Consider the following 25,066-nt stretch of genomic DNA (forward strand, 5'->3'; position numbering starts at 1 on the left):
CTAATCCCTTTATATGGTTTATAATCTTGGAAGGCAATAATCAGACCATACATCGGAACATATTTATAAATAAAGAAATAAAGTAGACCTGGTGTGATCATTAAATACAGCAATTTGTTTTTCTTAATTCGACGCATTAGCTCTGCACGCATCGACGATTTTTCTACGACTTCTTGTACAGGCTCGATCGCTGTTTCAGTATTCATGGCTGACGTCCTTTCTTTACGAATATTTTATTATCGATTTATCTAGTAAACTACCTTGTAAAACTCTACAAACTCCCCTGTCATAAAACGCTTTCATTGATTGTGATAATATACGATTATTTACTTTTTAATAGAAGAAAGATCCCCCTTTTATTTCTGTTTCATAACTTTACTTTAATCGACAAATTGTATTTCGTATATAATCACTTATTCATATATGTCTTAATAAATATGATTAAATCAACGTTTCTGCAAGCATACTAAGAAAATGATTATAGCAAAACCAATCATGAGTATATATACGATGAACAAATTTTTAGAGGCAAAGTTACTTTAAGGTAAGATTGTGAGAAGACTTTTTCTATGAAAAAGGAAAGGCTATATTGAGAGCCTTTCCCTTCATTAATAAGTGAATTACTTAGCTTGGCTATAAGCTTCGTTAAATTCTTCGATGATTTTTTCCCCGCCGCCTTTTTTCCACTCTTCAACAACTTTGTCAAATCCGGATTTATCCAATTTACCAAGGATATAGTTATATGTTGCATCCGTAATCAATTGGCTTAAGATTTCACCTTTTTCGATGTGAGTAGGAGAATCAAGTGCATTTGTTGGATCATGAATCAAATATTGTTCGTTTTCGATAACAAGCTCATCCGCTTTTGCCTTTACTTCATAAGTTGCTAAACCTTCATATCTACCATTCGTTTGTGGTTCTCCAATTTCTAATGCTTGATATGGTTTTACTTCACGATCAGTCAAATCACTATCTTCTGATGGTAATGCTTGCCCATCTTGAACTGTATAGTGTTCGCCTTCAACACCCCAGTAAAGAGTGTTAGAAACTTCAGGAGTAACTAACTTATCAAAGAATGCTAGAATACCCTTCAATTGTGCCTCATCTTTAACAGCAGATTTCGGGAACATAACAACCGTTCCATATCCAGGAAGTGACCAAACTCGGTATTCTCCATCTGGACCAACAATTTTATTTTGTACATCCAATTGAATATCAGGGTTAATTTTTACTGCATCATTATATAAGCTTTGTACATCATGCATAGAACCTACATACATTCCAGCAGTTCCATTTTTCAAAAATGCTTGTTGATCTTCTTTACTTGTTACAGGGAAATCTTGGTTAATGTAACCGTTGTCACGCAAATCTTTAAAAAAGTCCATTGTATCTACATACTCATCAAACATAAACTCCGGTAATAATTGACCATCCTTTTCTCCCCAGCCATTTGGCGTATTATGCCAAGATGCAACTGTTTTAAAAGCACCATAAATTAAATCGCTACGGTCTGTAAGTCCGAATGTATCATTTTTACCGTTTCCATCTGGATCATCTTCAGTAAAGGCTCTCGCCATTTCACGAAATTCCTCAACGTTTGTTGGTTCAGGTAATCCAAGCTTCTCCGCCCAGTCTTTACGATAGATAAGACCTTGACGAGATAATGGTCTTCCTTGGTATAACGTATAAAGTTTCCCGTCCACCTTCGTATTATCTAAAACGGTTTCATTTAATTTTTTCAAATTCGGGAATTCATCCAAATAAGGTCCAATTTCCCAAAACTGTCCGTCGCGAATCGCTTCTTTAAATTGAAGGAATGTTGTAATGTTCTTCATAAATACTGCTTCTGGGAATGTTCCAGTTGCAAAAGAAGTACTTAGCTTTTCTTCATAGTTACTATCAGGTGTCCATTGAATTGTAATATCAGCACCCGTCTTTTCTTCTATTATCTTTTCAATCTTGTCGGACGGCACTTCTGGAGTATGCAAGTTTGCCATAATCGTAAACTTTGCCGGCTCAACAACCACTTCTTCCTTTTCTTTGCTATCATTGCTGCCTTTCGAGCCTTCGTTATTATTAGAAGCGCTTTCATTTGAACATGCAGCAAGACCTCCTAATCCTAACATCAATGCAAGTGATAATCCTAAAACTTTCTTTTTCGGTTTGACCAATACTTTCTACCCCCTATTTATTTTTCTTTTGCCTTGCACCTTAAAATCTACTGGCTTGTCTCCGTTATGTAAATAATCACTTTGTTAGTTCCATGTTAAAAAAAGCCTATGTAAGCGCTTTTCAATCGCTAATCTAATAAAATGATTATCATCTTTACTAATTGTTCAGAAAATAGCAGCAACATCCGCTTTAACAAAAGAAAAAAAGCTACATATGTGTAGCTTTCTAAATGATCATCTAATGATATAACGAACTCATTTCATTAAAATATTTTCATTGCTATATAAATAACAAATGTTAGCGTGATAGAGCTAAATAATGTAGATGTAATCACTGTCTGAGCCGCAAATTCGGGTTCATTATTATATTCTTGAGCAATAATCGCGCTATTCACTGATGTCGGCATTGCCGTTGAGATAAGCAATGCTTGAGCAACCAAGCCATCGATCGAAAATAATTTTAATAGAATAAATGCAAGTAATGGAGCGGCTAGTAATCTTGTCCCCATGCTTATATAAAGTGGAAGATGCGTAAATTTCAATTTTAAATCAGCAATTTGTGCACCCAACGTTAATAGGGCGATTGCAATAAGTGAATTGGAAACGTAATTAATAGGCGTTAATAAAAAATCAGGTACATTTACATGAAATAAATTTAAACAAATCCCGAAAAACATCGCGTAAAATAACGGCATCCGAAAATAAGCTAATAATGCTTTCATTTTTCCAGTGTTCATTGAATTTAATGCAAATACACCGTACGAGAATAATAATGTGTTTTGAAACGCCATAACAGCAATTTGAATTGACATTGCCAATGGATCTTGCCTAAATACTAAATCATTCACGGGTATTCCATAATTTCCAGAATTATAAAACATAATACTGTGATTAAAGGTCATCTGCTTCCCTTTATTAAGGCCCATAATCCTACTTAATAGAATACCAATGACATAGAGAATGATAACGAATATAGACGAAAACGCAATTACTCCGAAAAATAACTTTAAAGAAAACGTACTGTTATACAATTTACTAAATATTAATGCCGGGCTTAAATAATAGATATTTAATTTCGCCAGTGTATACAGATCAAGCTTAAACTTTTTTTGTAATAATACGCCAAGCGCAATTAATATAAAAACAGGCAAAATAATATCCATAAATATAAACGGTAAATGTGTCATTGCTATTCCTCTTTTCAGAATTACAACGTTGTTATTACAAAACAAACTAGCCTTATTTAAATAATCGCATCCTTTTATTATTTTTACAAGACTTTGTTGCAAGTTCCATTGGATTATTCTAGTAAAAACACGTTCAACAGGTGAAATTCGTATTTATATGAGCCTCTAGCCTAGACTTTTCATGGCTATGGACTATTTACTATGGCTTGCCAACTATATATCATGTCTTACGAGCCGTACACTTTGATTTACAAGCTAGATACCCTGATCTACAAGCCAGATACCATAATTTACGAGCCAGATACCCTGATTTACAAGCCAGGTACCATGATTTACGAGCCAGATACTCTGATTTACATGCCAGATACCATGATTTACGAGCCAGACTCTGATTTACAAGCCAGGTACCATGATTTACGAGCCAGATACTCTGATTTACATGCCAGGTACCATGATTTACGAGCCAGGTACCATGATTTACGAGCCAGATACCATGATTTACAAGCCAGGTACCATGATTTATGAGCCAGATACTCTGATCTACAAGCCAGCTACCATAATTTACGAGCCAGATACCCTGATTTACAAGCCAGGTACCATGATTTACGAGCCAGATACTCTGATTTACATGCCAGGTACCATGATTTATGAGCCAGGTACCATGATTTACGAGCCAGATACTCTGATTTACAAGCCAGGTACCATAATTTACGAGCCAGATACTCTGATTTACATGCCAGGCACCATGATTTACATGCCAGATACCCTGATCTACAAGCCTGGTACCATAATTTACGAGCCAGATACTCTGATTTACAAGCCAGGTACCATGATTTACGAGCCGTTTAATAATTCTACGGTTCAGTGTTTCCATAAATATAGATAAGACGCCCTCAAGGAAGACGTCTTATCTATCAATTGCGTTTAAACTTTTTGAGAGGTTCTTTAATAATTTGGACGTAGTCATCAGCCGTTTACACTCCTTCTGATTTGAAAGGAAACATGGCATTCATCCCTCCACTTATAAAAGCGGGAGACCTCTGATTCAAGTTATAATACTTTGCTTAAAAAAGCTTTCGTTCGTTCATGTTGTGGATTAGAAAAAATCTCGTTTGGATCATTCTCTTCAACGACATAACCGTTATCCATGAAAATGACACGATCGCCAACTTCACGGGCAAAGCCCATTTCATGTGTAACTACGACCATCGTCATTCCTTCTTTTGCTAGTTGCTTAATAACTTCAAGCACTTCACCAACCATTTCTGGATCGAGTGCTGATGTTGGTTCATCAAAGAGCATCACTTTCGGTTCCATTGCTAATGCACGTGCAATCGCAACACGCTGTTTTTGCCCGCCTGATAATGAATCAGGGTAAGCAGATGCTTTATCACTCAGCCCAACTTTTGCAAGTAATTCCATTGCTTTCTTCTTAGCTTCTTCTTTAGAAACCTTCTTTACTTTCATTGGAGCAAGTGTAATATTATCTAAAATTGTTTTATGCGGGAATAAGTTAAAATGTTGAAAAACCATGCCAACATTTTTACGTATTTCATTTACATCTGTTTTCTTATTCGTTAAATCTTTACCCGTTACAATCACTTGTCCACCAGTTACAGATTCGAGCAGATTTAAACAACGAATGAAAGTAGATTTTCCCGAACCAGAAGGTCCGATAACAACAACGACCTCCTGTGGCTTTATTTCCACAGAAATATCTTTTAGCACTTCATTCGTGCCGAAAGATTTTTTTAAGTTTTTTACTGAAATCATTCGGTTTTCAATCTCCTTTCAATATAATCCATCAATGCTGTCAGTGATAATGTTAACACGAGATAGATGAGAGCAACCATGATGTACGGTTCCCATACACGTAAATACTGACCACCAGCTGCTCGTCCCCAATACATCAATTCAGGTGCGGCAATAATCGCTGCAAGTGATGTTTCTTTAATTAATACGATGAACTCATTGCCGAGCGGCGGGATCATCCGTTTACTCGCTTGCGGTAAAATGACATACCTCATTGCTTGAACATGATTCATTCCTAATGAGCGGGCTGCTTCCATTTGGCCTTTATCAATCGATTGAATACCGGCACGAAAAATTTCCGCAATATAAGCAGCGGAATTTAATGATAAAGCAATAATAGCTGAAACAATTGGATTTGCCGGCTTCATAAATAATGGGACAACCCCAAAATGAATAAGAAGTATTTGCACGAGAAACGGTGTTCCTCTAAAGAAATTAATATACCAAACAAATGGCAAGCGAACGAGCCTGCGAGCAGACATTTTACCTAACCCGAGCAATAAGCCTAATAAGAGTCCGATCGAAACACCTGCCAACGATAATCCTAATGTTAATAATGTCCCTTTTAGGAAGAGCGGCAAATAATCAATAATAATATCAAAGCGTATATCCACGGTACACCAACCTTCCTTCCTTAACTAAAAAAGGGCTCCCCACCTATAAATATATAGTATTTGAAAAAAATTTCCTACTATATACTCTATCTGTTGGAGGAGCCATCTATATTATTTGCTTGCCGCGTCTTTTAAAGCGTCAATATTCGGTTCTTCACCAAACCATTTTTTATAAACTTCCGCATACTTGCCGTTCTCAAAGATTGCTGTTAACGCTTGGTCAAACTCATCGCGATACTCGCTGCCCTTCGGAAAAGCAATTCCATAATACTCTAATTCAAATTGATCCTCGTCAATCACTGTTTTAATCCCGCTATTTGGATTATTTTTCTCATATTCAAGCGCAACAGCCACATCTGTTACGACTGCATCGACGTTACCGCTTTGCAAAGCTTGGAACATAAGCGCCGCTGTTTCATATTTAGATATATCAGGTGAGTTTTCACCAACTACGGCTTCAGCAGAGTACATACCCGTCGTTCCATTTTGTACGCCTATTTTTAGACCTTTGATATCTTCTGCTTTTTGAATATCAACATTATCTTTAAAAGCAATCATACTAATTGATTCAAAATACGGTGCTGTAAAGTCATAAGAAGCCTTTCTTTCATCATCGATCGTAATGCCGGCCATTCCAATATCAAGCTGTTTGCTTTGAAGACCAGCAAACATCGCATCCCAGCCCGTATTCTCAATCTTCACTTCATAGCCAGCTTCTTCTGCAACCACATTAAGCAAGTCCACATCAAAGCCTGTAATAACACCTTTATCCATATATTCAAATGGTGCAAATGTTGCCTCTGTACCAACATGTAATACTTTTTTACTTTCATTTTCTCCAGACTGATTGTCTGAGTCTTCTTTCGTCGTTCCACATGCTGCTAATAATAATGCGCTTGTTGCAATTAGCGCGAACATTGATTTTTTAAATGAACGTTTCATGTTAATTATCCCCTTTGTTGTATTCTAATGTATAATAACTTATTTCGATATAATAAACAACCCCTTTTTGTATATTTATTTAATTAAATCTATTATTTTTGCATATTTATTCAAAAATTATATGGTTCAATCATTCTATTAAACATACAAAACAGCTACCCAAGACAAAGTCCTGAGTAGCTGTTTTCTAATCATGGCTTCTCATACGTTACATATGTTCCTGCGATAAGATCATGTATCGATCTTTTATCCTCGCGGACGCCAACCATAATTGCACTGACAATGGCGGCTATCCCTATCGTCACGCCATAAATAATCCCACCGACGACAATACGGAGCAACATGGCGCCAATGCCAAGCTTGCTGCCGTCGACTTTCACGATCCGAATCCCACAAATCCTTTTTCCCACTGTATATCCATACCAAAGAATCGGTATAAGTATGGAATATAGAAAGCTTAACGTATTTGTAAAAAAATCACCATCCGAATCACCAGTAATTAGAAAGCTTAAAATGCCTAATGGAATACCAATAATTATTCCGTCTAAAATCACCGCACCTAATCTAACCCAAAATCCTGCTGGTTTTTCTACCATTTTACCACTCCTTTTCAACAATTATTTAACTTGCTCAGAGTTTTAATAATTGCCTCATTGTTTGCATAATGAATCGCATACTAGTCGCATTCGCCAATTAAAGTTCGTCGAATTCCATCATCCACATTCTGGAAATATACATCATCTTTAACACGTTTCTTCTATGTATATGAATTAACTCGTAGGCAATGACAAATGATATTTCAACTACTCCATTTTCTTCGTATCATTCATAAATATCAGGCAGATGCGAAAACCCTATTTTCGCTGACATTTTATATTACTGTTGGAAATTGATTTCCGCTTAACTTCACTTCATTACATGCCTCCACCAATGAACAATAAAACAAGGTCAACTTTGATGCTGCGTCCAATATTAGAAAAAAATAAGATTAAATAAATGACTAAAAGCCAATGTGATTCCGTTATATCCATTCTCAATTCAATGGACTATTCCCCCTAACGGAACATGGAAAACTTTTCCATAGGCGAAAAGACATATTTGTCATGAAAAAATGTAGTTTTTATTTTCGTATGTAGGGAATAATTCATTATATAGATTTGTAAAGGAGGCATATGATGGTAAATCATAATCGCAAAAGTAAAAATAACTCTGTTGAACAAGATATGAAGGTTGAGATGGGAATGGACATCGAACCACAAAGGGCTACCAATGAAAAAGATCCGAAAAAAACAATGAAAAAAGGGCTTTAAGAAATGGCTGGTGCGCACAATTAACTCCTTGTGTGCCCAGTGTTTCTTCTATAAATGTTGCAAATTAAGAATTGGCTCTAAATGATGGAAGTTCGCGCTTTGAATCAATTCAATTCCGTTTATTCCGTCTCTTCAGGTGAACTAAGAAGATCTTGCTCTTTATATTCGATAAATCGGTCAAGAAATTCAAAAATTGATCGCAATGCTTTATTCAATCGAATTCAGCTCTTATCTTTTATACTTTTGTTAGGGTCAAAGTTCTAACATCATCGTCTAAAATTTCTCGCTTCGTACAAGAAAAAAAGACATCAGCCGCAATCTTGACTGCGGCCGATGTCTTCTTCTATTTTTTCGGCAAATATAGTTTAACATCGTCAAACATAGCCGTGCCCTCATAATAATTTATATGCGGATCCCCAAAAAAGAAGTAGTCAGGGTATGCCGACCCTTCTGGCCAAGTTTCATATGTTTTACCGTTAAAGGTTTTACTCTCGTTGTAAAATGGGGCTTTATATTCTTCCGGAGTTTGGTTGTAATGCCATGTTAATGGATCTTCCCGGAATTTTCGTGATGCTTTATACGTTGTTTTTCCTCCATAATAAAATTTACCTGTGACAGACATCGTATAGCTTTCCCCGTCCCTTTCGATAGCAAAAACATAGGTTTCGTTATCAAGATATTTATCTGCGAATACGGGGCCATCTTTCCATCCACCAGGTGTCCAAGAGGAAAATTCGTTTCCTGTCCAATTGCTTCCAAAATCATCTCCTTGTAACCAAATCATACTAATATAATGTGAACCGTCTACTTCAGCTCTTCCTGTTTTTGGATTCCAAACTTCTGACCAAGAATATCCTCCGTAATCATTATTATCCGTATCCATCACAACTTTGCGATGATGATGGATGAAAACATTATTATGCGGGGCCGGATTAGGATAATCAGTTATTGATAAAAAATAAACACCATTTTCATTTATCGCTGGGCCGGGTGTGCCGCTTGTATCTGAGAAGCTCCACGGATCCGCCATCTCCTCTCCATCGTAGCCATTATATTTGCCACCATGCTCCCAACTTCCATTTTTCTTCCCGCCAAAGTTAATGTCAGATATCGTCACCTCAACTCTATATTTCTCGGGGAGTTCATTTGTTGAGCGAATAATAGCTCCGTCATAATGACGGGTTGAAATGAGTTTTGCCTTTCCGCTTTCGTTTACGAATGTACCGCCAGTCTCAGGAATTCCGTCTTTGTCGGAATCCCTACCGTACAACTCGACAGTTAACCAGCCATCTTTGCCATACGTATATGACTTACGAAAGGATCTAAATTTGTTAAGATTATCGAGGAATTCCTCTCCTCCCGTTTCCACAAAAAATTCACCATCTTCATCAAACGGTCCAACATGATATGGGCTATCTTCCCCGTACAAATCCTCTATCCATTCTGCTGGCTCATTAAAGGGCTTATCAAATTTCTCATGGTATACAAGATCCCATTTAATACTTTTTTTAGGGTTTGTTTCTTTCTTAGACTTCTTTTCCTTTTTTTCTTTCTTTTCAGATTCATTCTTTTTGATTTTATGATCATTCATCTTCCCATCACCATTGCGTGCAAGAACTTTATTGTCAGGAAAACCTTGATTTACAAATTGAAAACTTGAACCCATCAGTATTATTAATGCGAATATTAACAACGCTTTATATATCCACTTTTTATTCAAAACAAGCACTTCCTTTTATGATTTATACTAAAACATAGCGTCATTCTTGTTTTGCCAATTTAGCGATAATCATAATGAGGCAAAGCTTTGAACCTATAAAAAATAAACAACATTTATCCGGCTTTAGTCGTTGACGAGTTAATCGTTCCTTTTCGAGAATGTATGAATCCATATATTAACAACGCAATTAAAGGAACAAAGAAAAGTATTTTAAGTCCTGCTTTTACAATTAGACTAACAATGGTTAATATTATAATTCCATCTGGTACGAGGAACGCAATACCGGTTACGCCATATGTCTCTAATCCAAATAAAGGATAAAATAAGGCCACCGGGATTGTTAACACCAAACCATAAATAAATCCTGATAGCATTGCACCACGTCGTCCCCCAAGCGCATTTCCGAATATTCCAGCAACTCCACCTGTAAAAAATCCTCCAATAATCGAGGGCAAGGGAATAACTGTGTTAAACGTACTAGATACAAACATACCTACTACCATCCCTACAATTGAAAAAAGAAAACCTATCATTAATGCTGTCGGTGCATAGGGAAAAACAATGGGGCAATCTAAAGCAGGTCTAGCGCCCGGTACGATCTTCAAAGCAATGCCACGAAAAGCCGGAACAATTTCCCCTAGGAACATTCTTACCCCTTGAAGCAAAATCAACACACCAGTTGCGAATCCTAATCCTTGTATTATTGTAAAAGTAAACCATCCTTGATCACCACTCAATGTCTGGACAAAGGATGGTCCTGCAGCAACCGCTGCCGCGAAATAAATGACTAGCATGACAAGCGATATCGATATAGCTGTATCCCTAAAGAAATCTAAACCTTTCGGAAGTTTCACATCTTCACTCGATTTTTTCGGGTTGCCTATTGTTTTTCCTATCCATGCGCCAAGCACTACACCAGTAGTTGTTAAATGTCCATATGCCAAGTCATCAGTTCCTGTAAGCCTCTTCATAATTGGTTGTGCTAGTGCAGGAAGCAGAGTTAATGTCATTCCTTGAATAATAGATCCGTACATAATTGTTTCCCACTCAGTCAAACCTAAATCATAAAATGCCCAGCACAATGCTCCTGCCATAATCCACATCATATGACCAGTTAAGAATATATACTTAAATGGGGTAAAACGTGCAAGAATTACGTTTATTAAAAATCCAGTTGCTAACACGATCGATGTTGTCCGAGCAATTACCGCTACATTTTCAGAGAGTGCCCCAATTACCGCTTCATCAAATGGCACAACCCCCGTTAATCCGAATCCGTTTGTAAACATTTCACTAAACGGGGTCAAGTAAGTGACGATCACACCAGCCCCAGCGGTCAAAATAAGCAGTCCAAGTATTGTTTTTATTGTACCTTTTACCGTATCCGCAAACGACTTTTTTTGGACTAATAATCCAGCTAAGGCTACAAGGCCCAATGTAATAGCAGGTGTAGTTAATAATTCAATAACAACATTTAACATCGTATCCACCCCTAGTTATTATTGTTTAAAAACGTAATTAACTTCTCTTTTATCTCCTGTTTACTCGTCATATTTTTAAGATAGATGATTTTATCTTCCGAAACAGATATTTGATTTTCCATATCATTAGAAGTTACAATTAAATCAAATTCCCTACCCATTACAGATCCAATATCTGATGCTTCAACATCCGCCTTAAATCCTACCTCCTTTAAAATGTCATCAATCGTCATTTTCACCATAAGACTAGTACCAAATCCCATGCCGCAAACTGTTAAAATTTTCATTTAGTTTCTCCTCCTCTGATTTATAAACACGTTATTCGCTTTTTATATGCTTTTATATGCTCACGGTTAACAGCATCACCTTCATCAAGATTGGAGCTTACCCATATTGGTGGGGCTATACCTTCATGTACTAATTTGTCCACAACTTCAACAACGAGTGCTTGAATGAGAGTAAAGCCAACAACAGAAGATACTGGTCCAAATTTTGGTCCGAGTGCGGGAAGTTCCATTACCGCATCTCCTTTTGGTGCTTTTCCATCAAGTATAACGTCCGCAACATCTTGTAACTTCTTACCACTTGGATGACGGGACTCCACTCCTTCTGAAAAAAAGCTAGACGTAAGAGCGATTACAAACATCCCCCTTTTTTTTGCTTCAAATGCCATTTCAATAGGGACAGCATTTCGTCCTGATGTGGAAGCAATGAGGACAACCTCTCCTGGGCGCGTCTCTTCATTATCCCAAATTAAAGAAGCGTATCCTTCTAGCCGTTCAAACCAAGTACTTTTTGGAGCTGAAGGGCGCAACGATAGACTAGGTTCTAGTATTGGATTGACAGGTACTAAACCGCCGGCTCGATAGAAGATTTCTTCCGCGTACATTTGTGAATGCCCACACCCAAAAACATGAAATACACCATCATCCTTGATTGCATTAGAAATCAGCTTTGCTCCTTCAGTTATCGCCTCACTTTGACTCTTGCACTGTTCAATTAATTGCTGTACTTTTTCAATATATCGAATAGCTAACATACAATAACCTCCTTAAGATGCTTTTATACTTTCCTTCAATACGGATAATACCTCTTGTACTGTTACGGCCATTTTTAATTGTTTAATAGCTGGCTCATCGTTTAGTAATGTCATCATTTGTGAGAGTGCCCGTAAATGTTGATTGTTATCAATAGCCCCAAAAGCGAACACTAGATTAACTGGATCTTTCTCTGGATTGCCAAATGAAACACCTTTAGGACACACAAGTAAACTCATGCAAACCTCCTTTACTCCATCCTCTGGTCTAGCGTGTACAAGGGCAATGCCTGGAGCAACTACACTATAAGGCCCATGCTCCTTGATCGCTTGCACCATCGCATCTATATAACTTTTCTTTACATAATCTTTTTCCAACAGCATAGATCCAGCCTCTTTTACTGCATTTTCCCATTCAATACGTTGATCTATAATTTTAATCGTTTGTTCAGTTAATAAATCATCCAACATAGGTCTCGTATCCTCCTCCAAACTCTTTTTATCTTCAAGCGACGTTGTAAATATATGTTGATACAAAATGTCACGAAGCCCCCGACGAAAATCGGATGTATTTACCAACCCATTACTTCTAGCCTCCGAAACGATCTGGTCAATCACCTCTTCCCAATACATTGAAGATGGTTCACCTTTTTTTAATGCAAGTCGTATTATCTCAAAATCCGATGTATTAAGAATGGGACGAATACATATTACCGGAATTGTCGGATGTTTTATATCAATAGTGGAGATGATTATATCCACATCTTCAGTAGTTAAATCTTGAACTTCATAAGCATGCTCATGGCCAATAATTGCGATCTCTGGAAATTCCCTTGTTAATTGAATCTGTATAAGATTTGAAGTTCCTACGCCATTTCCACAAACAAGAACAGCGCGTTTGCGATAAATCTTCTTTGATTGCTTCATACGTTCAATCACCGCACCGACATGCAACACAATGTAACCGATCTCATCATCAGGAACTAAAGATGGCAAATGAGCCTCGACAGACAATACGGCAAGCTTTGTTGCGGCATAAATATCCGGGTATCTATCCTTAACTTCTTTTAATAACTCATTTCGAATTGGAATTCCAAATTTTAACCGTTCAAACATCGGTACAAGATGAGCATATAATCCAGAAATAAACTGATGATCCTTCCTTAACTCTAATTGAGTAAAACCCTCCAACATTCTAACCAAATGCTCCACTACATTAACTAGATCTGTATGGGAGCCATCACCGAATAATCTAACTGGGTGAACAAAGCGTGAACCCGCTAGGTGCATCGCAATATATGAAACTTCTTCATCTGGAAAATGAATATTTGCCATGGTCTGTTGAAACGTCTGTAAAAATAATTTTGTTGTATTATACGAAGGTAATTGTTTAATATAATGACATTGATCTTGTTCAATTGTGATGAGCTTTCCCCTCTTCACCCTATGGATGACTATTGCTATGTGAATAAGCAATGAGACGGCTGCATCATCAGTAAGTTGATATTTCTCAACCTGTAATGTGTTTTTTAAAAGCTCTACAAGATCATGGAAATCATCTTCTGGAAGTAAGGTTTGTAATACGACAGATTGATCATAAAGGGTTTTTTTAGACAAATTTTTTTCGTATTGAAGTTGCACAAATAAGTTTTGAAGACTTAAGCGATTAACAACTAATAAGTGTTCCTTAATTAAATCGAACTTTGCCATGCGCCAATTGAGTTCAGGACCAGTAAGCTGGATTCCATAGTTTGGCTTTCTAATTAGAATAAGGCCGCGTTGCTCTAACCACGCTTGTAAATGATTGAGATCTCGCAATATCGTCGATTCACTAACTTGAAAATCAAGCTCCAATTCTTTGACAATGATTGGTTCATCACGCTTAAATAACTCCAACAAAATAAAATATCTGCGTTCTTCTGGACCATATACTTTTAGAACAGGATTTCGTGCATAAATAAATTGATGGATGGCATCCTTTTCCTCTTCGTTGACTTGCAACATAATCTCCGTTCCCATTGACTTTAAGAGGTTAGCATCCCATTTCATCCTTTTTATCCAGTCATGTAACTCAACGATATCCTGCTGTACACTACGGATATTTACGTCAAAAAGGGTGGCTAATTGATAGGTTGATACACTTGTTTTCTGCTGGAGAAGAAATTGCAATAATCGAACGACACGCCCCCTAATTATTATCATCACATCCTTTATAACCCCTTGTTAATATAAGTCTAATGTGCGGTAACACCATTAACAACCATTAATTACCGTTATTCCCTTCATCCACTGCTTACTTGCGATGAAGGGAATTAATTGGCCTATAAATGCTTGTCCCAGCAAACTACCAATAAAAATAAGGCCCCAGTAATGGATGCCCTATACTCAAACTAAAATCCATAAACATTTAAGCAGCGTCTCTATTACTAAATTTAAAAAATAGCCATACAGACACTAGAAAGATAAAATATCCGTAAATTGAATAAGTATGCTTCCATTTATCACTATGGTAAAAAAATCCCCATTGTTCCGAGAGTTTTTCGATTGTCGGCAATGTTAAACTGATAAAAAGACTGGTGATTAACACCTTTGCGGGCTTCATTCTTTTAACAAGAATAAGAAAGATCAATAATAAAAATGGAATCACGAATAATGTAAAGCCAATATGAATCGGAAAAATCGAAGAAAACGGTCGGTTCGGAAATTCATACACCCCTCTTCCTACAAAATAAAGGTCTAAATAAGTACCTAATAAACTGCCTAGTAAAATAGCTGGTGCGTAATTATGAGAAGATCGCTTTTTTGGCAATACCGACGAGTTCGAGGTTTTCGAGTGTTTCACAATAATCACCTACAATCTCTCCATTAATTGATTCATTATCTTCTATTAAATAGTGAACGATCGGCCAATCTGTATACCAGTCCCCTACTTCTGCTGCTGGGTGGGCAACATTTGCCCATGCATATTCAAGGCGTGGGCTATATATTTTCGGTGCGCCCTTTTTTAATTGGCAATCCTTCAATCTCCGTTTTAAACTTACCCCTGGCACCCCTTCATTGACATCATTGAATAGATTCTTCCAATAATCTTTACGGGATCCGGTGTGGGGATGGGTAATTGCCCAGCGCAAAATTCTCTCCTTTTGCTCGGGATCCTGAAAAAGCAAGCGGTACAATCTTTTTCCAAGCATAATTCGTTCATGAAGAGAACCGAAACGATGAAGTGTAAGTCCGATACATGTAATCTCCTCGTCTAATTGGAATGGAAATAGAATATGGTTAAGCGAAAGCAAGTCCTGAAGCATAAATTCTAGCGTATGAAACACTTGTTCTTTAAATACATGATGCTGAACGACTCTTTCCTCTAAATAGCTTTGTTCGTTAATGACAAGTGCAATCGCAAGCATATAGTGATCGCGCTTTACCAAAAAATGATTCCATATTACTTCCATAAACAGCGATACATTTAAATGAGGCAATAAGTAAAATAAGTTTTCATGACGGCGCATACTTTCCGCATACAATAGAAATTGTGGGTACACATCTTGAAAAATAAGCCAGTTTCCTCGCTCTAAAAATGAAAAGAAGGATTGCTTCGTCTGCTCATTCATTAACCTCGAAAGTAAATCCCCCTTTAAGTCCGTCATATTCCACCCGCCATTTCTTGATACCATATGACCGAGAAATGCCCAATGGATTTCTGGAAAGCATCTGTAAAAATCAAGATAAGCTTTTGTTCTTGTAACGTTATTTATGTTTAACATCCTTGTATTTACACGGATTTGTTCAAGTAAATGACGATCCTTCCTCGCAATATGTCCTGTTTGAATCGGCGTCACGCTTCTCTTTTGCAATTGAGATTTAATTTCAAGCAAATCAGATGTTAGCTTACTTCCTTGCTTCTTTTTAAAAAAGATGATCATTCACCTCTATTTCGTATTCTTTATTTCGCCTAAGAATATGAATATAGGAATAACCTGATTGAAAGTTGGTGTAATGATGTACGAGCAGATTCAGAATGAAATGAGTCGGATCATTCGAAAATTACAAGATTCACAAGCATATGACGGTTCATGGAACGATCCTTTTGAAACAGGTATTTCAACAGATGCCTATATGATCATCTTATTAAGAACATTAAAAATAAATGATGAAGAGTTAATTCGGAAATTATCAGAGCGGATCATCAGTAGGCAAGAGAAAAATGGAGCGTGGAAGCTTTTTTATGATGAAGGAAACGGAAATGTGTCAGTAACCGTTGAGGCATATTACGCTCTCCTTTATTCCGGCTTTTATAAAAAAGAAGATATACGCGTAAAGAAAGCAAAGTCGTTTATTTTAGCAAATGGCGGGATTGAAAACACGCATATGTTCACCGCTATTATGCTTGCATTAACAGGACAGCTTCCTTGGCCAGCCCATTTCCCGCTTCCCGCAGAAACCGTGTTGCTTCCTCTTTCCTTCCCGATCAATTTTTACGACTTTTCTGTTTTTGGGCGGGCAAACCTAGCACCATTAATGATTGTCGCGGCAAAAAAATATCGTAAGCGCAGAAAAAGCAGTCCAGATTTATCCGATTTATTCGTTTCAAAAGCAAATCGGGTTTATCCATGGCAACAGCAGCGAGAATTCGGAGAAATTTTTTCAATGATTGAACAAGGATTGAAGCAATTAATTGGCGTCCCCGCTGCGATTCATCAATTAGCAATTGAGCGCGCGAAAAATTATATGCTTGACCATATTGAGCCTGATGGTACCCTTTATAGCTATTTTAGTTCGACGTTTCTCATGATTTTTGCATTGCTTTCTCTCGGTTACCGAAAAAATGATCCAGTGATCAAAAAGGCGATCACTGGATTAAAAGCAATGAAATGTACGATTGATGGTCTTCCGCATATGCAATATACGACAGCAGCAATTTGGAATACTTCTTTAATTAGTTATGCATTGCAAAAAGCGGGTGTCCCTCCGAATGAACCGATGATTACAAAAGCAAATCAATTTTTACTAGCGCATCAGCATTATAAATATGGAGATTGGGCGATTCATAATAATGGAGTTTTGCCTGGAGGCTGGGGCTTTTCACGAAGCAATACGATCAATCCCGATGTTGATGATACAACCGCTTCTCTGCGAGCGATTGCTCCACTTATACAAATCGAACCCCAATTTCATCAGGCTTGGGATCGCGGGATACAATGGATTTTTTCGATGCAAAATAAAGATGGTGGCTGGCCAGCTTTTGAAAAAAATATTGATAAAGCAATTCTAAACATGTTGCCGATTGAGGGAGGTAAATTCCTCTTAAACGATGCGAGCAGTGCGGATTTAACAGGAAGAACACTTGAATTTTTCGGAAACTACACCCATTTACCGAAAAATAACGATACGATCAAACGTGCTGTAAATTGGCTTTTGCACCATCAAGAGAAGGATGGGTCATGGTATGGACGCTGGGGAATTTGTTATATTTATGGAACGTGGGCAGCTTTAACTGGTTTAAAAGCAGTTGGGACGGATTCACAGCATCAGGCGATTACAAAAGCAGTAAAATGGCTCCATAGCATTCAAAACAATGACGGTGGCTGGGGCGAATCATGTAGAAGTGATACGAATAACGCATATACCCCATTAGGAGCGAGCCACTTAACCCAAACAGCCTGGGCAGTTGACGCACTGATTGCCATTTCAGATAAACCAACATCTGAAATCAATGCGGGCATATCATATCTTTTAACCAATTTTGACCGAAGTGATTGGACGAAATCATACCCGGTTGGCCAAGGGATGGGCGGCGGCTTTTACATTCATTACCATAGCTATCAAATGATTTTTCCGCTTCTTGCCTTAGCCCATTATAATGAAAAATATCGTATAAAAGCATTAATTTAGATTATACCCTCCCTCTTTGTTATACTTAATTTGGTAAATAGCTGATCGTTCGAACATTAGGAAGGAGCAAATGTATCATATGCAAAATTTACAAGGGAAAACTGCTTTAGTTACTGGAGCTGGAAGAGGGATTGGACGTGCAACTGCAATCGCTTTTGCAAAAGAAGGAATCAATGTTGGACTTATTGGAAAAACCTTCGAAAATCTTGAACAAGTAGCAAAAGAACTCGAAGAATACAATGTGAAAGTGACAGTCGCTGTCGCTGATGTAAAGGATAGCGAATCGGTTTCCGCTGCCGTAGATCATGTAATTTCAGAACTAGGTCCAATTGATATCCTTATTAATAATGCGGGCATTGGGAAATTCGGTAAATTCCTAGAGCTATCTCCCGAAGAATTTAAAAATATTATCGATGTCAACCTAATGGGCGTCTATTATGTTACAAGAGCTGTTCTACCTGGGATGATCGAAAGAAATTCAGGTGACATTATCAATATCTCGTCTACTGCCGGACAAAAAGGCGGAGCGATCACGAGTGCATATAGCGCATCGAAGTTTGCGGTTCTTGGACTGACTGAATCACTTATGTATGAAGTAAGAAAGCATAATATCCGCGTCAGTGCATTGACACCGAGCACAGTTGCAACAGATCTAGCTTATGCTGAAAATCTTACAGACGGCAATCCCGAAAAGGTGATGCAGCCTGAGGATCTTGCCGAAGTAATGATTGCACAATTAAAACTAAACCGTCGTGTCTTTATTAAATCGGCAGGGCTATGGTCGACGAATCCTTAAAATCCTTGGCACCGGAGTTACTTCGGTGCCTTTAATATTCCTTAAATTAAAGCAATGGGCTACGCTTGCGCAATTCCTCTACAAATTGTTCCTTATGTTCAGGTGAAATAATTACACTACCTAATAACCCCGTTTTATATTGAATTTCCAACGCATCCTTCGATGATAAAATGCGGTAGCCGACAAAAATTCCATTCGTTTCAATTACACGTGTTATTTGCTTATACGGAATTTTACTGCGAAAAGGACCGCCACGAACAAATAAATAATCATTATGAAACGTATATTCAATATCAAACCATGCCCACAAAATAAAGCCGACAGATAATATAAAAAGCCCGATCATGATCCAAACGGCTATCCAATCCGTTTGTGCGGCATAACCTACTTCATAAACGACCGGCCATAATGTGGCGACAGCAATAACCAACAAAGATATCATAATAGAAACCGTGAAAAAACGATCTCTTTTTGTATTAAACGTCATACATATCACCCCTAACCTTCTCTACGACTAGACGAATAGAAAGGTTTCACTTAAACATATTTTATTAACATTCTATAATATGATAGAAAGAAGGAGTATCCATGAATGAAAATTTAATGCGGCAAATTTAAATGAAGTAAAATGATGAAGAGTGAATTTTGGAATTTAAAACGTTAAGGCTGGACAAATAAAAAGCGAAACTTAGTAAAGAAATTCTCCATCTCCAAATTATAATAACAGTTTCCTTTATTTTCTGGGAGGGTATGACGAAAATGTTTCATCCGCTCATGCTAATCTTGATTCGAATGCATCAGTAATTTATATTCTTCTTGCAAGCGCTCGAGAGGTTCCTTCAACATCTCTAAAACAAGTAAGTATGTTGGTCTAGAGCCGATTGTACGTAATAATTTCTCCGATAAATAAAGATTCTCACCAAATAATTTAAACTCCATACTATCCGTTATCCAATTCTGATTTGGGGCATCCGCAGTAAATCGACGATCTAAATGATTTGGCCCAATTGTAACCACAGTACCTTTATAAGATTTATATTTTTTCATGCGTGCTAAACATTTTAAACCAAGTTCTTTCATGATACGTTGAACCTTTTTTGTGTTTCACTTTTTGCCCACGATACGTTAATTCATCACGGATACGACGGTAGCCATAACGACCTTTATGTTCGTCATAATTTGCCTTGATTATATCCTTTAAATTGGCATTTGGATGTAGACGATTTATTTGTTTTACTAAGTGATAATACTTGCTTCCTGGAATCCTGCGAACTTCACTAATTCCTTTATCCGAAATTCATGCCTTAGTTCATAGATTGCTTGCGCTTTATCTTGTTTGGTAATTTTTCCTTGTTTTAAACTAAGGCATTCAACTGTTTTATATATATGCATTTTTCATGTACAGACGTTCTAATTCAACTTATAATGCTTCGACTGAGCCTTCTGGATGGATTTGTATCTTTTGTTTTCCTTTTTTGCTTTTAAAGCATCTATCCCTACTGTGTTAAACAATTTAATGGGACTGGGACATATGCTCTTGTTCAAAAAGAGCGTCTTGAAGGGTTAGTTGTGTAATCGTACCTAGGCCCGTCATGCGTAATCCAGTGTTTCAAAGGAGAGAAAACTTTATACAAAAAATTATCTATACTCCCTGCGAATTTCATCTCCTAATTTTCCCCTCATAATAGTTGCGATCTCTAATTCACTAGTGGCTTCACAAATACTATTTAAAGTGGTGTCGTCTTGAATAATATCTACTAACCTTTGTAACATGGTTAATTGCTGTTCAGGTTCCTTAATTGCAAGCATAAAGACTATATTTATTGCTATATCTTCATCAGAAACCATCTGTTGAAAAACAACTGGCTTGCTCAACACACCTACAATTATACTAGCCTGATTGACATACTCTGTATCTGTATGAGGAATAGCAACACCTATACTTTGTGTTTTTATTCCCGTCGGAAAATCCCGTTCCCTTTTTATAATCGCATTTATGAAGTCCCCGTTTACATATCCACGGTCAATTAATATGCCGCCAATCTTCATCAAAACATCTTCCCTATCTGTCGCACGTAAATCTAAGATTACTAAGTCTTCATCGAAGATAATTCCTCTGGGCGAATTACAACTCTGCATTCTGTACACCCCCGTGAATGTTCCATATGTGACTTACCCCTGCCTGTTCTCATCAATGCCATAAGATAAGTAAAAAACTTTCCCTCTTGCAAATGATAATGATAGTCGGGTAACATCAGGAATTTGACCTTTATTCCCTCCTTATCGGTTTCGTAAATTTTTCGTATTCCGGCTACTAAGAGAAAGCAAATACTGCCCTCTACTATTATCACTCCCCAAAAGGAGCCCTAACTATTAAACATTCTTTGCACACTATCGGTCCCCGTTAATTTTACTACCTCACTAACAAATTGATCATCTAACACTCTTTTATACAATATTGGCAAATCTTCAATAATCTGTTCTACATTTTCTTCCTTGATAGCTAACATCATCACTAGATACACTAGATTAGCATCCCAAAGCACACCTTCTGGGAGTAATAAAATAGATAGAGCGCTCTCTCTCACGTTATCCGACATGGCGTGAGGAAAACTCACCCCGGAAGCTAAATAAGTACTCCCAAGCGCTTCTCGATCATAGATATTAGTTTTGAAATCTTCGTACACATAATTCGCTACGTAAAGACTGTCCACTAAATACTCTATACACTCTTCCTTAGTTTTGAGACCTGCCTGAATATGGATATGCTCTGGATTAATTAATCCAGATATAAATCCCATACGATTGCGTTTGCTGTGATTAAAGCGGACGATTTCACTTTTTGAATACTTTAAATAGTGATAATAGACCTCCTTTAGTTCTTCGTCGGTTACAACAGGACTCACTTTAATATATGGCTTCCCTAAGTTCTCCAGAGAAATGGCAGATATGATAAAATCGGCGGATTCCACATTTTCTTGGCTAATTTTGTTCAGAGGAATCACATTCAATTCCACTGAAGCAGGCAGGTTCTTCCTAATCCTGCTTACTAATAGCTCAGATGTTAATAAACCTGTTTCACACACTATAACCACATACCCCCTAGAAGATGCCCTCTCTATGGCTACCTGTAAATGTATAGTGATAAAAGATATTTCGTCTTCCGAAAAAGTAATATCAAATGTCTTTGCAAAATCATTCAAATAAAACCATGTTAGGTTAAATAAGACCGGGTAGTTGCTCTTAACTTCATTTAATATAGGGTTTTCAATAATAATATTAGATTTGATTCTATAGATCATGGGGATCATATGACAAATCAAAGCGTCATATAGATTTTGATCTATGGATAGATCCAAGCCAACAGATTTGCCGATTCTACTGGTAAAGTCTGTGACATGATCGCAAAGCATATTTTCGAGGTACTTATTGTTAATGCTCAATTCTATCTTGTGCATAAAGAATTGATAACTAATATAATCGATTTCATTTTTAGTAAACTGAATCCCTAACTTTTCTCCGAACCGCTCGCCGATTTCAACCGCCAAGTAATAGTTGCTTAATAGTTCGATGCTTTCCCGTCCTGACATTTCATAATCCACAACGAATTCTTTACCACTTTGCTTTCTAGTGGCAATAGTGGCTAAAAAAATAAATAGTGAATTTAAATAATAATCCTCCAACGTTCTTTTGAAAATAGCCTGAAAAGAGTCTATTGTGTCCTTAACAACCGCAATCACTGTTCTCGGATAATAATTCGATAAAGTGCTGGCGAGCTTTTCATTTGAAAAATTGGGGTAACAGTCATACATATAGCTATTAAAGAAATCTCTCAATAGTTTTTGCTTTCCGTATTCTGTCCCTTTAATTCCTGTACCATTTGCACCGGAAGCTATTTGACAATGGTCGTTCTCAAAGTTTCTAAGGTTCGCCATATCTTTGGAAACAATCGATGTGCTTGTGCAAAGAATGAATGCCAATTTTTCATAGGTGACTATCTCTTCACATAAAACAACTATTCTCAGAATCTCTGCTTGTCTAGCATATCTTTCGTAGATAGAATTCACATCGATATTTTGATCAAAATCCATTATCAAACGGCTTAAGTCGGTTTCTTTACCCATCAATACAACACCGTAATTAGGCCGTTTTTGTAGAACTACATGGTATTTTTGGAAGACTTCATTTAGTTCCTTTAGATCGTTAGCTATTGTTCTAGTTGAAACGCTCAAATTTTGAGCATAATAGGACATGGGCTTATACTCTTTAGTAAGGCAAAGCATTTTGGTTAATTGGTATTGGCGTCTTTTTATTTTCAACTCAAAAACCCCTTACTTACCTAATATTTGCACCTTACAACTCCTTTTCCTTTTTCTGTTCTGGTCCCAGTCAATAAAATAGATATAGCCAACTAGACCAATCTGCAACTCTGATCTTTCTATAATAAAAGTCTCGCTTGTACCCAGTAAAGTACTGCGCAGATGAGCATCGGTATTTAACATTGTATAAGCTTCAGGACTTATTTTCCCCTTAAATTCCTCCAGCCCCACTCGAACATGCTCAGGACCTGGGTGATGATATTGCCCCTCTACTTCACATTTTGGTATTAGTTTATCCATCAATTCATTTAGGTCTTGCTGTAGGTACTCGTAACCACGAAAAGTTTTGTCATATGAGAGTTCCTCAAAGATAACGGAACAAGTTGTATGGGGCGATACTACTGTACATATTCCTTCTTCGACTCCAGATTCTGCTACGATTTTGCGAACCTCTTCGGTTATATTGTGGTAGGTCACTTGATGTCCTTCAGATTCGAATTTTAGCGTTCTAGTTACCACGATCATTTAACTTTTCCTCCTCGTCGCAGCTAACATCGCTTCGATCATTTCCATTAACAATGCCCCCCGGTTTTCGGCTTGTACGAAGGCGGAAGTAGCGCCCGTCCCATCGGAGCCTGCTTTAATAATCCGATAGACGTCATCATAGCAATTTACTCCGGCACCCTGCTCCACTAAAATATTAGGATTGATACTTTTAATGATTCTATTAGTCTCTTTTACATAAGATAAATCGCTGGTTCGACCAGTACCGATCAATTCATTAGGTTCACACAAGATAACAGTGGGGTTCAGCAAGGCCAATGCTTGGGCTTCCAATACCGAATCACAACAGACGATGGAGCTCATCTTTAAGCGGTTACATTCTTTGACAATCTCAATAATCTCCGAAAAATAAAGCCTATTTTCAGCATGATTCAAGACAGCCACGTCAACCCCAATTTCCTTTAGGGTTCTAGCGGAAACTTTCCCCATGCCTACTCCTTCCGGGACATAATCCACGTGTTGGGCGGCAATCAAGAGATTTTTTGTTCGTTTTTTCAAATTGGGCAATTCCGTAAATGGCCCAGTAAGGATCAGAGTAACGCCATATTTCTCCACTAAAGGATCCGCAATGGCCGCCATTTCGTATAATTCTTTTTGATTGAAATAATTTTTAGGATTGATCACCAAGAATGGGCTTGTAATCATTTTATTTTCCCCCTTGGAATATGCCATAATTTCTCTAGTCATTTCCACACTAGCCCTAAAATCATAGCTAGGGCCATCAATTTATCACCGAAGAGAATCCCACATCATCGCCTGCTTTACAACCTCCATTATTTGCCCATGATCTAGGTGCAACATTACGAGGACATTGGTTTGCTTTGCATAGTATTAATAGATGTGTAATGTTTCTTTAAGTCCCATGTAATCGATATGAACTTCTGCCAGAGTAACAATTAGTGCTTGCAAAGCATCAGCCGCGGCAACATATTTTTTATCATAAGGGATTAATAGCGTCCATTGCTGGAACGGCATATTTGTTTGCTTTAGCTTTGTTTAATTCAAGTTTTATATTTCCGATCATAACCTATCGCTTCGTTACCCATATTGTTAAGTTAAGTGCAATGATATACCGTACCATAGCTAAGCGGATCATAACCGAAATCCCCTTCTATATACCATCGTGTTTTGCAGTCTTGCTCTTTAATTTTTCATCTAATTTTCGTAATCTCAAAAAACAGATGGATTCCCCTAATGAATACGAGTTAAATATAGGATAATC

23 protein-coding genes and 2 pseudogenes are annotated in these 25,066 nt (G+C 37.4%); 4 read left to right on the top strand and 21 right to left on the bottom strand.

Translation table 11 applies throughout. The annotated features are described in order from the left end of the window. From KHA95_RS07255 to KHA95_RS07265, 3 genes and pseudogenes are all read right to left on the bottom strand, one after another. Positions 1–206 (bottom strand): annotated as a pseudogene (locus KHA95_RS07255) (sugar ABC transporter permease); the annotation flags it as partial. A 414-nt stretch (positions 207–620) separates the two neighbouring features. Continuing rightward, positions 621–2,126: an extracellular solute-binding protein gene (locus KHA95_RS07260; protein WP_213136939.1), complete on the bottom strand. Its 1,506-nt coding sequence runs from the start codon at positions 2,124–2,126 to the stop codon at positions 621–623. Positions 2,127–2,434: 308 nt separating this feature from the next. Continuing rightward, entirely contained in the window at positions 2,435–3,358 is a 924-nt protein-coding gene (locus KHA95_RS07265; RefSeq protein ID WP_213136806.1) for an AEC family transporter, read from the bottom strand. Between the two features lie 472 nt (positions 3,359–3,830). On the opposite strand from KHA95_RS07265, the gene KHA95_RS07270 reads away from it, so the two are divergent. Further along, positions 3,831–4,244, top strand: a complete 414-nt coding sequence (locus KHA95_RS07270) for a hypothetical protein (RefSeq protein WP_213136807.1) — start codon at positions 3,831–3,833, stop codon at positions 4,242–4,244. A gap of 164 nt (positions 4,245–4,408) precedes the next feature. Here the strand turns inward: KHA95_RS07270 and KHA95_RS07275 are convergent, their stop codons facing one another. The 5 genes from KHA95_RS07275 to KHA95_RS23105 all read right to left on the bottom strand — a co-directional run bounded on the left by KHA95_RS07275 (position 4,409) and on the right by KHA95_RS23105 (position 7,763). Continuing rightward, positions 4,409–5,131, bottom strand: coding sequence for an amino acid ABC transporter ATP-binding protein (locus KHA95_RS07275; protein ID WP_213136808.1), 723 nt, complete (start codon positions 5,129–5,131; stop codon positions 4,409–4,411). After that, positions 5,128–5,784: an amino acid ABC transporter permease gene (locus KHA95_RS07280; RefSeq protein WP_213136809.1), complete on the bottom strand. Its 657-nt coding sequence runs from the start codon at positions 5,782–5,784 to the stop codon at positions 5,128–5,130. Before KHA95_RS07280 ends, KHA95_RS07275 begins: the two co-directional genes overlap by 4 nt. Positions 5,785–5,895: 111 nt before the next feature. After that, positions 5,896–6,726: a basic amino acid ABC transporter substrate-binding protein gene (locus KHA95_RS07285; protein WP_213136810.1), complete on the bottom strand. Its 831-nt coding sequence runs from the start codon at positions 6,724–6,726 to the stop codon at positions 5,896–5,898. A 191-nt stretch (positions 6,727–6,917) separates the two neighbouring features. Beyond that, positions 6,918–7,322, bottom strand: coding sequence for an RDD family protein (locus KHA95_RS07290; RefSeq protein ID WP_213136811.1), 405 nt, complete (start codon positions 7,320–7,322; stop codon positions 6,918–6,920). 318 nt (positions 7,323–7,640) lie between these two features. Further along, positions 7,641–7,763 carry a hypothetical protein gene (locus KHA95_RS23105; RefSeq protein WP_283248131.1) on the bottom strand — a complete coding sequence of 41 codons (123 nt, stop codon included), beginning with the start codon at positions 7,761–7,763 and terminating at the stop codon, positions 7,641–7,643. Between the two features lie 138 nt (positions 7,764–7,901). Here KHA95_RS23105 and KHA95_RS07295 point away from each other — a divergent pair, with 138 nt between their 5' ends. Continuing rightward, entirely contained in the window at positions 7,902–8,036 is a 135-nt protein-coding gene (locus tag KHA95_RS07295) for a 3-methyladenine DNA glycosylase (RefSeq protein ID WP_213136812.1), read from the top strand. Positions 8,037–8,379: 343 nt separating this feature from the next. Here the strand turns inward: KHA95_RS07295 and KHA95_RS07300 are convergent, their stop codons facing one another. The 7 genes from KHA95_RS07300 to KHA95_RS07330 form a co-directional block, all read right to left on the bottom strand. Next, on the bottom strand, positions 8,380–9,756 hold the full coding sequence (locus tag KHA95_RS07300; RefSeq protein ID WP_213136813.1) for a hypothetical protein: 1,377 nt from the start codon (positions 9,754–9,756) through the stop codon (positions 8,380–8,382). A gap of 113 nt (positions 9,757–9,869) precedes the next feature. Beyond that, on the bottom strand, positions 9,870–11,237 hold the full coding sequence (locus tag KHA95_RS07305; RefSeq protein WP_213136814.1) for a PTS ascorbate transporter subunit IIC: 1,368 nt from the start codon (positions 11,235–11,237) through the stop codon (positions 9,870–9,872). An 11-nt stretch (positions 11,238–11,248) separates the two neighbouring features. Then, positions 11,249–11,524: a PTS sugar transporter subunit IIB gene (locus tag KHA95_RS07310; protein WP_213136815.1), complete on the bottom strand. Its 276-nt coding sequence runs from the start codon at positions 11,522–11,524 to the stop codon at positions 11,249–11,251. A gap of 20 nt (positions 11,525–11,544) precedes the next feature. Beyond that, positions 11,545–12,276, bottom strand: a complete 732-nt coding sequence (locus KHA95_RS07315; protein ID WP_213136816.1) for a sugar isomerase domain-containing protein — start codon at positions 12,274–12,276, stop codon at positions 11,545–11,547. Between the two features lie 12 nt (positions 12,277–12,288). After that, positions 12,289–14,475: a BglG family transcription antiterminator gene (locus tag KHA95_RS07320; protein WP_249316705.1), complete on the bottom strand. Its 2,187-nt coding sequence runs from the start codon at positions 14,473–14,475 to the stop codon at positions 12,289–12,291. Positions 14,476–14,680: 205 nt separating this feature from the next. Continuing rightward, a complete protein-coding gene (locus tag KHA95_RS07325) occupies positions 14,681–15,115 on the bottom strand; it encodes a CBO0543 family protein (RefSeq protein WP_349305442.1) in 435 nt (144 codons plus the stop codon). Continuing rightward, positions 15,057–16,196 carry a DUF2515 family protein gene (locus KHA95_RS07330; protein WP_213136818.1) on the bottom strand — a complete coding sequence of 380 codons (1,140 nt, stop codon included), beginning with the start codon at positions 16,194–16,196 and terminating at the stop codon, positions 15,057–15,059. Before KHA95_RS07330 ends, KHA95_RS07325 begins: the two co-directional genes overlap by 59 nt. Before the next feature lie 76 nt (positions 16,197–16,272). Between KHA95_RS07330 and shc the strand changes: the two genes are divergently transcribed. Both shc and KHA95_RS07340 read left to right on the top strand, forming a co-directional pair. Next, on the top strand, positions 16,273–18,165 hold the full coding sequence (shc, locus tag KHA95_RS07335; protein WP_213136941.1) for a squalene--hopene cyclase: 1,893 nt from the start codon (positions 16,273–16,275) through the stop codon (positions 18,163–18,165). 79 nt (positions 18,166–18,244) lie between these two features. Further along, the gene (locus KHA95_RS07340) at positions 18,245–18,961 is read left to right on the top strand and encodes a 3-ketoacyl-ACP reductase (protein WP_213136942.1); all 717 of its coding nucleotides are present in this window, start codon (positions 18,245–18,247) and stop codon (positions 18,959–18,961) included. 46 nt (positions 18,962–19,007) lie between these two features. Here KHA95_RS07340 and KHA95_RS07345 read toward each other — a convergent pair whose 3' ends face one another. From KHA95_RS07345 to KHA95_RS07375, 6 genes and pseudogenes are all read right to left on the bottom strand, one after another. After that, complete coding sequence (locus tag KHA95_RS07345; protein ID WP_213136819.1) at positions 19,008–19,448, bottom strand: PH domain-containing protein; 441 nt, start codon at positions 19,446–19,448, stop codon at positions 19,008–19,010. 179 nt (positions 19,449–19,627) lie between these two features. Beyond that, positions 19,628–20,476, bottom strand: a pseudogene (locus KHA95_RS22900) (IS3 family transposase); the annotation flags it as partial. Positions 20,477–20,599: 123 nt separating this feature from the next. Next, positions 20,600–21,100, bottom strand: a complete 501-nt coding sequence (locus KHA95_RS07360; protein ID WP_213136821.1) for a PTS sugar transporter subunit IIA — start codon at positions 21,098–21,100, stop codon at positions 20,600–20,602. 227 nt (positions 21,101–21,327) lie between these two features. Beyond that, positions 21,328–23,280, bottom strand: coding sequence for a BglG family transcription antiterminator (locus KHA95_RS07365; protein ID WP_213136822.1), 1,953 nt, complete (start codon positions 23,278–23,280; stop codon positions 21,328–21,330). A 12-nt stretch (positions 23,281–23,292) separates the two neighbouring features. Beyond that, complete coding sequence (locus tag KHA95_RS07370; protein ID WP_213136823.1) at positions 23,293–23,805, bottom strand: YjbQ family protein; 513 nt, start codon at positions 23,803–23,805, stop codon at positions 23,293–23,295. Further along, entirely contained in the window at positions 23,806–24,489 is a 684-nt protein-coding gene (locus tag KHA95_RS07375; RefSeq protein WP_213136824.1) for a triose-phosphate isomerase, read from the bottom strand. It lies immediately after the preceding gene. Positions 24,490–25,066: the final 577 nt, after the last annotated feature.

It is taken from the genome of Bacillus sp. FJAT-50079, assembly GCF_018343515.1.
GTDB lineage: Bacteria > Bacillota > Bacilli > Bacillales > Bacillaceae_C > Lederbergia.